Here is a 7832-nt window from a genome sequence, read left to right as displayed (position 1 = left end):
AAAAAAACGTTATTTTTTTTTTTTGCCTTCTCCTGTGGACCGGGATTTTTTATACGAACGCGACCCTGCAACCACGTCCGGCCCACGGCGGGCATGCCGCAGCGGGCGGGCGCGCCCGTGCCGCCCCCCGCGGCCGCACGGCACGAGCGGGCACAGCCCGTCTCCGACGTACGGTCGGAGTACCGCCCCTCCGGGTACGAGCGCCCGGCGGCCCCCGCGCACGGGTCCGGCGGTTCCGGCAGGCCGAACCTGCCGAAACGACGTGCCATGGAGCACCTGGCCCCCGAACTCCGCCAGGGGCCCGCTCCGCGACCCGACACCACCGAGCAGGAACTGAACTTCAGCCCCGGCCTCCTGGCCGGAATCAATCGAGGCTTCGGTCTCGCCGGCGCGACCTCCGACGCGATCCCCGTCGACGACGCACGCTGGGCCCCGCCCCAACCGCAAGGAGAAGAACCCCACCATGGTGAGCGATAGCCACCCCACCGGGCAGAACATCGACTGGCTGCTGGACAACCTCAAGAAGACCGTTCCCGGTACCCGGCAGGTCCTGTTGCTGTCGTCCGACGGCTTGAGCAAGGCACACGTGGATCTGAGCACGGACGACGCCGACCGGCTGGCCGCGATAGCCTCCGGGCTCAACTCCCTGGGCCGTTCCTTCGGGCACGACAGGGTGCTGGGCAACGGCGGCACCGTCCGCCAGGTGATCGTGGAGCTGCACAACGGCATCCTCATCGTGGCCTCCGCGGGCCACGGCGCCGTGCTGGCGGTCACCGCGGACGCGTCCACGCACACCGAGACGCTCGGCTACGAGATGGGCATGCTCATCCGGGCCGTACAGCCGTTCCTCGCCACGCCGGCCCGCCGTCCGACCATCGCGCCGTCCAGCGCGGGGATGTGACGCGATGACGGACGAGCTGTTCCTGGACGAGGAGGCCGGCCGCTTAGTCCGGCCGTTCACCGTCAGCAACGGGCGCACTCGACCCTCCACATCCTTCGACCTGCTCACTCTGGTGATGGCCACCGGTGTCCGGCCGCTCGCAGACCTCGGCCCCGATCACGACATGGTGCTCGGGCTGTGCGTCAGGCCGGTGCCGGTGGTCGAGGTGGCCGCGCGGATGAACCTGCCGATCGCGGTCACCAAAGTCCTGTTGTCCGACCTGGTGCAGCACGAGGCGCTCACCGCACGGGCGCCCCGTGCCGTAGAGGCGGCCTCCGCCGCCAACCGAGAAGTTCTGGAGGCGGTGCTTGATGGCCTACGCGCACGACTCTGACCCGTTCCCGACCGCCCTGAAGATCCTCGTGGCGGGCGGATTCGGGGTGGGTAAGACGACCTTCGTGGGGGCGGTCAGCGAGATCGCGCCGCTGAGCACCGAGGAGGTCATCACCACGGCCAGTGCCGGGACGGACAACCTCGCCGGGATCGAGGACAAGGCCACCACCACGGTGGCCCTCGACTTCGGCCGGATCACCCTCGGCTCGGACCACGTCCTGTACCTGTTCGGCACACCGGGGCAGGAGCGGTTCTGGTTCATGTGGGACGAGCTCTCCGACGGGGCGCTGGGCGCGGTGGTGCTCGCCGACACCCGCCGGCTCGACGCGTGCTTCCCCGCGGTGGACTTCTTCGAGGTGCGCGGCATCCCGTTCGTCGTGGGGGTGAACGAGTTCGACGGCGCGTACCAGTACTCCCTCGAAGAGGTCCGCGACGCCATCGGCCTGAAGTCCAACGCCCCGATCGTGTTCTGCGACGCCCGGCACTGCAGCTCGGGAACGGGCGTGCTCGTCGAACTCGTGCAGCACCTGCTCGGCATGACCCCACCCGTGGCCTCGCACCAGCCGCCCGCGCTGCGTTGATCATTCCTCGACTCGGCCGACCTCGAACGGAGTTCTGATGAACAGCCCCTATTCCGCCTATGAGCCACCGCTCGACCGCCTGCTCCTCACCCCCGAGGACCCGGGGGCGCCGCAGCGTGCCGCGAGGCTCGCCCAGCTGGGGCTCGCCGACACCCCCCGGGCCGAGTTCGACGCGTTCGCGCGCCGGCTGGCCCTGGAGCTGGACGCGCCGTACGCGATGGTCAACTTCGTCGACGACAAGCGTCAGTTCTTCGCCGGGCTCTACACGCCGGACGCCGGACCCGTGAACATCGCCCAAGGGCAGGCCGCCGAGACCTCGATGAGCCGGGAGATGCGTCTGGACCACGGTTTCTGCCCGCACACCGTCAAGCGGACGGCGGCGCTGGTGCTCGACGACGTCTGCGACTACCCGCGGTTCGCGGGCAACCCGGTCGTGGACGAGATCGGCATCCGCTCCTACATGGGGGCGCCGCTGGTCGACACGCTGGGCGGCATGAACCTCGGCACGATCTGCGTCGTCGACACCGACTCCCGCACGTGGGGGCGGCAGCGGCTGGAGATCATCAAGCACATGGCCCAGGAGATGTCCGACCGGATCCAGGCCATCGCCACCGGCCACTGAGGCCGACGCGGCGCCGCCGGTCCGTCACGGTCGAGGGAGGCGGGCCGCGGGGTGCCGGGCGCCCCGGGAGACGCAAGCCGCGGACACGTCGTCGTGTCCGCGGTTCTCTGCGTTCCGCGCCGGGGTGATGCCGTGACGGACCCGCGGGCCGGCGGGGGCTGGCCGCGGTCACGGGGCGCAGCCGCGCGTCGAGACAGTCCCGCGCCCCTCGCGGGGCGCGGTGCCGGGCCTCAGACCAGTTCCGCGACCGGGACCGGTTCCGGTTGCCGCTGCTCGACCTGCGGCGTGCGGACCAGGTCGGCGAGCCGTTCGGACCACTGGCCCTTGTTCTCGCCGAGCGCGAACTCGCCCAGCCGCAGGCCCTGGATCTCGGAGGTGCCGGCGGGCGCGTAGATGTGGAAGGCGTCGCGCAGATAGCGCTCCACCGGGCGGTCGGTGAACAGGCCGCACGCGGCGTGCATCTTGACGGACTCCTGGGCCGACTCGATGGACGCTTCCACGTTGTAGAGCTTCGCGGACATCAACTCGACGTCGCAGGGCCGCCCGTTGTCCAGCAGGTGCGCGGCGAGATAGGCGCTCTGCCGGGCGAGGGTGAGGCGTTGCAGCATCCGCCCCAGCTCGATCTTGATGTTGGGCAGGTGCCCGAGCGGCTTGCCGTAGCGCTGGGTCTCCCCGCAGTACCGGGCGGTCTCCTCGAACACCGCCTGGTGGATGCCCAGGGACACCGCGGTCAGGTTGAGGCGGCCGTAGAGCACCGACGAGGAGTAGGCGACGGCCAGCCCCTCGCCCTCCTCGCCGAGCCGGTTGGCGGCCGGTACCCGGCAGTTGTCGAAGATGAGTTCCCCGAAGCTGAACCCGTGCAGGCCCATGGAGGGCACCTGGGGCGCCAGGGAGAAGCCGGGCCGGTCGGACTCGACGAGGAAGGCCGTCATGCCCTTCGAGCCCGGCCCGGTGCGGACCACGACACCGTGCACGTCGCCCACGTGGCTGTTGCCGACGAAGACCTTGCGGCCGTTGAGGATGTAGTCGTCGCCGTCCCGTACCGCGCTGCTCTCCATGCCGGCCACATGGCCCCCCGACCCCGGCTCGGTGACGGCGATGGTGGGCAGCACCTCTCCCGCGGCGATCTTCGGGAGCCAGTACCGCTGCTGGCTGTCGTCGCCGAAATGGATGATCTTGGCGACGCCCAGCTGGGAGGCCTGGACCATGGCCCCCATCGCGCCGCTCACCCGGGACAGTTCCTCGATGATGATGGTCTTGGCGAGGTGGCCCGCGCCCATGCCGCCGTGGACCGGGTCGATCGTGGCGCCGATCCAGCCCTGTTGGGCGATCAGACGGGAGAGCCCCACCAGTGCGGTACGGGACGCCTCCATCTCGGGTATCAGGGGGCGTACCACCCGCTCGGCGAACTCGCGTACGCGCTGCCGCAGATCTTCGTGATCCTGGGTTGTGAAGACGTGTTCCACGCCAAGCCCTTCTAGGCGTTTCCCCGCGCCCGGGGGAGACGCGGTGGCTGTGCGTCGATCGTGGTTCCGGTTGGGAGTCTGACCGACGTGGAACATGGTCTACAAATCAACCTCTTACGCCAAGATCGTTAAGGTGGTTTGGCCGAAATATTGACAGTTGAAATATGAGCCAAAATGTGAGATACGAATACGACGATGTCCACATTTTGATACTTTCCGAGCCGAACTTGCACGACTGTCCCGACTCGGGACCAAGCGTCGACAGACCTGACCACCAGCCAAACGCCGTACGCCACGCGGTTTCTTCGCTCTGTGCAGCGCCAAATACCAAACCGCGGCGCCCCGTGTGGGGGTTTGAGCAGGTCGCCATAGATTTCAAGCCACACTCCGGGACGACGGTTGTGGCCGAGGGGTGCCCGTCCTGCGGGGCTGTTGTGTCGACAAGTCAGCTTTCCGCGCGCCTCCGGAACCTTCCGCTCCGTCGATCCGCCGATCCGCCCCGGCACCGCCCGGCCGATTCGGGGCCCGCGCCAAGTACGTGAGCGCGGCGACGAGTTACGGTCGGGCAGGGAGCGGCTCGGGACCGGACAGGTGCTGACGACGGGCCCCGGCTCCTGGTACCGTTCCGTCGCCCGCCGACTTCCGCCGACGGTGCGTCAAGCCGGGCACAGGGGATGCCGGGCGGCTCGCGGGCGCACCCCCACCGCCGTCGGATGCTCACTGTCGTACGAGGAACCAGATGCCAGGCACCCTCCCCCGCGCTCGCACCGAGTCGCGCGGCGGGACCCCACCGGCACCACACGCGGTACGAGCCGGCGGCCCCGATGAGCGGTGACACGCCCCGTGCCGAGACCGGCGCCGCGCCCCTCCCCCAGAGCCTGCCCCGACGGGCACGGAACACCCCGTCCACGCCACGGCACCGTGAGAACGCGGCCGAGTCCCCCTCGGCGGCCGACGGCGACGACACCGAGGACACGCTCCGCCCCGAGGCCCTGGCCCGCGTCATGGTGGCGATCCAGCGGGGCTCGGCGCGGGCCCGGCTCGCCGGACCCGGCGACGGCCAGGACACCGACGGCACCCACAGCACCGACGGCCGACCGGCACCCCGACCAGGTCCCGAGGCCGCCTGACGGGCGCTGCCCCCGGCGCCCCGACGACCCGGCGCCGCCCCTGGCGCCGACCGACCGTGAGGAACACGCACGACATGACAGAGCAGGAACGACCCGGTCCCCAACTGGACTGGCTGCTGGACGGACTCGTGGAACGCATACCCGAGATCCACTGCGCCATCGTGCTCTCCGGGGACGGCCTTCTCATCGGCAAGTCGAAGGACATCCGGTTCGACGACGCGGAACACCTGTCGGCCGTCGGCTCGGGCATGCACAGCCTGGCCAGGGGCGTGGCCCGGCACTTCCAGGGCGGCGAGGTCCAGCAGACCGTCATCCAGATGGAGCGGGCGTTCCTCTTCGTCACCGCCGCGGGGCGGGGCGCGCGGCTCGCCGCGATCGCCTCGGAGGAGGTGGACGTCGGCATGATGGCGTTCGAGATGGGCACCTTGGTCAAACAGGTCGGCAAGTACCTGAGCGCGGCGCCCCGTTCGGAAACCCCCTCCGGTTACGTGCAGGAAGCGTGAGCCGCGCCGGGGGCCGGGCCTGGAACTCGTCGAAAGGGTGATGGATGGTGTCCGTCAGCTCCGGGCCGGTCGTACCCACCGCCCTGAAGATCCTCATCGCGGGCGGTTTCGGCGTCGGCAAGACGACGATGGTCGGCTCGGTGAGCGAGGTGACCCCGCTGGCGACCGAGGAGCACATCACCGCGGCGGGCAGACGCGTGGACGACATGAGAGGTCTGGAGAAGAAGGTCTCCACCACCGTCGCCTTGGACTTCGGGCGGATCACGTTCTCCCCCGAGCTGGTGCTGTACCTCTTCGGCACGCCGGGACAGGACCGGTTCTGGTTCATGTGGGACGACCTGTGCAGCGGTGCCCTCGGGGCCGTGGTCCTCGCCGACACCCGCAAGCTCGACGCGTGTTTCCCCGCGGTCGACTTCTTCGAGTCCCGCGACATCCCCTTCGCGGTCGGCGTCAACTGCTTCGACGGCAAGCGTGAGGTGGACGCCGAGCAGGTCCGCCAGGCGCTCGACCTGTCGCCAGCGGTCCCGGTCCTCCTCTGCGACGTACGGCAGCGCCACTCCAGCAAGGAGCTCCTGCTGGCGGTGCTGGGCGCGGCCCGCCGCAGGATGGAGGCCCGTCTGGTGGCGGCGGGGCTCCGCCCGGGCTGAGGACTCAGAGAGTCAACTCCTGCGCCCTGGCCAGCAGTTCGGTCCGCCCGATCGCATCGGTGCGGGTCGAGGGGACGGTGCAGGCGTACGCGCCCGCGATCGCGCCGAAGAGGGCGCACCGGTGCGGCGATTCGCCGGTGAGCCGGCCGAAGAGGTAGCCCGCCGCGAAGGCGTCGCCCGCCCCGTTGGAGTCCACGACCGGGGTCGGCGGGGCCACCGGTGGCACATGACTCAGCTCGCCGTCGACGAGGTGGTACGCGCCCCGCTCCCCGTCCGTGGCGACGACGGTCCGGGCCCCGCCCCGCTCGCTGATCCGGCGCATGGTCTTCTCCGGGTCCAGGAGCGAGGCAGCCGACAGGAAGACCAGGTCCGCGGCGAGGGCGAACGGCTCGTGGTACGGGTTGGCCCCGTCCCAGTCGTGCAGATCGGTCGAGACGGTGACCCCCAGCTCGCGCAGCAGCGGCAGGGAGGCCGCGCACGGCTGACTGATGGAGACATGGACGTGCCGGCTGACCCCGGCCAGCGCGCGGACCGTGTCCGGGGGCAGTTCGTGGACCTCCCGGCTCCGGCTGCCGTCGTAGAGCGAGCAGCGGCGCCCGTCCGGACCGACCAGGTTCACCGCGCGCCGGGTGCCGCCGGGCAGCGGCGCCTCGGTGAGCGGGATGCCCCGGTCGCGGTGGAGCGCGCGGACCAGGTCTCCTTCGTGGTCGTCGCCGAGCAGGTCGAAGTGGTGCGTCCGCAGGCCGAGCGCGTGCGTGGCCACCGCCATGAAGTCGCCGGTCTGTCCGGCCCGGGTCTCGATGGCCGGCACCAGATGGCTGTCGGCGAACGGGAGCGGCAGTTCGGGGACGTAGACGATGGTGTCGACGCCCGCCCCGCCCAGCACGAGGACGTCGATCTCGGACTCGCTGCGCACACTGCCTCCCACGGGAACGGGCCGACTGTGGGGGCAGCGTACGTCCGGCGCGCCGCCGCGCCCCGAAGGGGCGCGGGGAACCGCGCGACCAGCCACGACATGCCCGCCGACCGACAACCGGAGCAGGCGCCGTGTTCCCACCGGGAGCAGGCGCCCTGTTCCGAGCGGAGTGCCTACGTCCAGGACGGGTCGGTCAACGGAAGCCCTCCGGTCTCGTGCGGAGCCGTCGGAGGGGCGGGCTCGGCGGATTCCCGGCCCTCCGACGGCAGTTCTGCCCAGACGACACGACCGGACCGTTGTGGGGCGTCGCGCACCCCCCAGTCGCTGCTGAGCATGCCGACCAGCATGAGCCCACGCCCGTTCTGGTCGTCGGGGCCCGGACGACGCCGGGCAGGCTGTGCGTGACCGCTGTTCTGGTCCTCCACCTCGATCCGGAGCCGGCGGCCGGTGAAGTGCAGCCGGCACACGATCCACTCGCTGTCCGTGTGTGTCAACGCGTTGGTGACCAGCTCGGACGTGATCAGGAGCGCGTCCTCACGGGTCTCCGGACGCACCTCCCACTCGTCGAGCAGCTCGTGCACGGTTCTGCGCGCCTCGCCCGCCGAGGCGGGCACCGCGGACAGACCGAACACGCCCGCTCGGTGGGGTTCGTACGCCTCTGTGCCAAGGGGTGGGTACATGGTCGGGGCTAACC

At 70.5% G+C, this 7832-nt stretch carries 10 protein-coding genes and 1 pseudogene; 8 read left to right on the top strand and 3 right to left on the bottom strand.

The features are described from left to right. The 5 genes and pseudogenes from P1P70_RS36185 to P1P70_RS36165 all read left to right on the top strand — a co-directional run. Nucleotides 1–477, top strand: a pseudogene (locus P1P70_RS36185) (hypothetical protein); the annotation flags it as partial. Further along, complete coding sequence (locus P1P70_RS36180; protein WP_033529461.1) at nucleotides 464–901, top strand: roadblock/LC7 domain-containing protein; 438 nt, start codon at nucleotides 464–466, stop codon at nucleotides 899–901. The pseudogene P1P70_RS36185 and the gene P1P70_RS36180, both read left to right, overlap by 14 nt. Before the next feature lie 4 nt (nucleotides 902–905). Beyond that, a complete protein-coding gene (locus P1P70_RS36175) occupies nucleotides 906–1274 on the top strand; it encodes a DUF742 domain-containing protein (protein ID WP_033529367.1) in 369 nt (122 codons plus the stop codon). Beyond that, on the top strand, nucleotides 1252–1854 hold the full coding sequence (locus P1P70_RS36170; protein ID WP_319245337.1) for a GTP-binding protein: 603 nt from the start codon (nucleotides 1252–1254) through the stop codon (nucleotides 1852–1854). The genes P1P70_RS36175 and P1P70_RS36170 overlap by 23 nt, the downstream gene beginning before the upstream one ends. A gap of 37 nt (nucleotides 1855–1891) precedes the next feature. Continuing rightward, a complete protein-coding gene (locus tag P1P70_RS36165; RefSeq protein WP_319245335.1) occupies nucleotides 1892–2476 on the top strand; it encodes a GAF domain-containing protein in 585 nt (194 codons plus the stop codon). Between the two features lie 230 nt (nucleotides 2477–2706). Here the strand turns inward: P1P70_RS36165 and P1P70_RS36160 are convergent, their stop codons facing one another. Further along, nucleotides 2707–3942 carry an acyl-CoA dehydrogenase family protein gene (locus P1P70_RS36160; protein ID WP_319245333.1) on the bottom strand — a complete coding sequence of 412 codons (1236 nt, stop codon included), beginning with the start codon at nucleotides 3940–3942 and terminating at the stop codon, nucleotides 2707–2709. A gap of 824 nt (nucleotides 3943–4766) precedes the next feature. Here P1P70_RS36160 and P1P70_RS36155 point away from each other — a divergent pair. From P1P70_RS36155 to P1P70_RS36145, 3 genes are all read left to right on the top strand, one after another. Further along, nucleotides 4767–5072 (top strand): hypothetical protein, encoded by a 306-nt coding sequence (locus P1P70_RS36155; RefSeq protein WP_319245332.1) that lies wholly within the window; start codon nucleotides 4767–4769, stop codon nucleotides 5070–5072. A 74-nt stretch (nucleotides 5073–5146) separates the two neighbouring features. Then, on the top strand, nucleotides 5147–5575 hold the full coding sequence (locus P1P70_RS36150) for a roadblock/LC7 domain-containing protein (RefSeq protein ID WP_319245330.1): 429 nt from the start codon (nucleotides 5147–5149) through the stop codon (nucleotides 5573–5575). 44 nt (nucleotides 5576–5619) lie between these two features. Next, nucleotides 5620–6222, top strand: coding sequence for a GTP-binding protein (locus P1P70_RS36145; protein WP_319245329.1), 603 nt, complete (start codon nucleotides 5620–5622; stop codon nucleotides 6220–6222). Nucleotides 6223–6226: 4 nt separating this feature from the next. Here the strand turns inward: P1P70_RS36145 and P1P70_RS36140 are convergent, their stop codons facing one another. Continuing rightward, complete coding sequence (locus P1P70_RS36140; RefSeq protein ID WP_319245327.1) at nucleotides 6227–7138, bottom strand: adenosine kinase; 912 nt, start codon at nucleotides 7136–7138, stop codon at nucleotides 6227–6229. A gap of 173 nt (nucleotides 7139–7311) precedes the next feature. Continuing rightward, a complete protein-coding gene (locus P1P70_RS36135; protein WP_319245326.1) occupies nucleotides 7312–7770 on the bottom strand; it encodes an ATP-binding protein in 459 nt (152 codons plus the stop codon). Between the last annotated feature and the right edge of the window lie 62 nt (nucleotides 7771–7832).

The organism is Streptomyces sp. MB09-02B, assembly GCF_033794485.1.
Lineage (GTDB): Bacteria > Actinomycetota > Actinomycetes > Streptomycetales > Streptomycetaceae > Streptomyces.
The sequence above is the reverse complement of the archived record's forward strand: the minus strand, read 5'-3'. Positions and strand labels throughout refer to the sequence as shown.